Origin of the sequence: Vibrio sp. Sgm 5, assembly GCF_026241575.1 — a bacterium.
GTDB lineage: Bacteria > Pseudomonadota > Gammaproteobacteria > Enterobacterales > Vibrionaceae > Vibrio > Vibrio jasicida.
The window spans coordinates 1-1,629 of sequence record NZ_JAPHPY010000118.1 but is presented as its reverse complement, the minus strand read 5'-3'; the positions used below and the strand labels follow the sequence as shown (position 1 = coordinate 1,629).

1 protein-coding gene is annotated in these 1,629 nt (G+C 42.4%); it reads left to right on the top strand.

The window, feature by feature from the left end; translation table 11 throughout:
• The first annotated feature begins 246 nt into the window (after positions 1–246).
• Positions 247–1,236: a sensor domain-containing diguanylate cyclase gene (locus tag OQJ86_RS26240; RefSeq protein ID WP_265992231.1), complete on the top strand. Its 990-nt coding sequence runs from the start codon at positions 247–249 to the stop codon at positions 1,234–1,236.
• The last annotated feature ends 393 nt before the right edge of the window (positions 1,237–1,629 follow it).

Below are 1,629 nucleotides of genomic sequence, written 5' to 3'. Positions count from 1 at the left end.
GATTGTTCTCTCTTGGTTGAAAGATCTGATCGCAGAACCAGCTTTTAGTTCACTTCTATTTTTTTATCCCGAGTTCAAGTTTATTAGCTTCAAGCTCCTGACACTTCAACTCTTCCAAACGCTTCTCCCTCACCTTTGTACAAACATTAGTCAAGCCTGATGCTTTGAACTGTGATCAGTATTGATTGTGAACTCAATACAAACAGATATAATCAACAACTTACATTGGATAAAGGAACTAACCTCATGATTTACAAAGAAAGGGACGATTGGCTTCATGCCATTTTGAATACCCTCCCTGATCATGTCTTTATCCTCAATGAGCAAGGCCGCTATATCGAAAGTTTCGGTGGTACTTACAATTCAAAACACTTCAATGCACAAAGCTACACCAACCTCACGTTAAACGATGTTTTATCGCCGAGTAAAGCCGCTGAGTTAATCGGTTATATTAACGATGTGCTTCACTCTAACGAGCCTAAGGTCGTCAAATACAGTATCGCTCTGCAAGACCACCTTTTAATGCCAATAGAAGAACTAGAAGCATTAGAAAACCCAGAAGAAACGTGGTTTGAAGCGATCATTAAACCCGTAGAAAGCATTCAAGGTGATGAAAACTTGGTGATTTGGTCCGTGCGTGATGTCACCAAAACGCATCTGCTAGAAAGGCGCCTCAAAGAGCTCTCAGAGACAGATGAATTAACAGGTGTGTTGAATCGCCGAGCATTCCTAACAAGCCTAGATAGGTCTCTGAGCTCGCATTCGCATCCATCTCAAACCCTAACTTGCGTTATGATTGATATTGATCACTTCAAAGAGATCAACGATCAGGTTGGGCACTTCTCCGGCGATCAAGTGATCAATCATGTGGCCAAGATTTGCCAACGTGCAATCCGTGGAACTGACTTTATTGGTCGTTTAGGAGGGGAAGAATTTGCTGTGATCCTAACCAACACCAGCGCAATACAAGCCTATGAGATAGCAGAAAGGATCAGACAAGCGATCCAAAACGCGCCATGCAAAATAGATGGTATCGAAATCAGTACAACGGTTAGCATTGGTGTCGCGGAGTATGACGGGCAAGTATTGAGCGCAAAAGAGTTAATGGTTAACGCAGATAAAGCCATGTATTACTCAAAACACTCCGGACGTAATCAAGTCACTCTGTATCATGGCAATATTCCTGACGTCAAACTTCAGCACTCTACCAACTTAAGAATCCAAAAAGTTTCTTAACCCCTCAGCTTTATCATCCATACTACCCAACGTCCCACGTCTCCCTTAAAACGCTCACACTTAGCTCTTATGCCTACATCTAGTATGAGGCTAGGCATGCCCAATATGTTTTAACAACGAGCTTAAGGCTGTTCTAGAGGCGTGGAAGGTGGTGACATTGTGAGAGACTAGGTAGTGCGTTAGCACTATCTAATGATCAATATAGTAAACAGGAAAGATATACAGACTTTAGAAAGTGATGTGCCTTTATAGAGGAGTTCTCAAATTTACTTTGCTCCAAATGCAAAAAAGCCCACTCTTTCGAGTGGGCTTCTTCAAATTTAAAGCCTGGCGATGTCCTACTCTCACATGGGGAAACCCCACACTACCATCGGCGCTAATTCGTTTCACTTC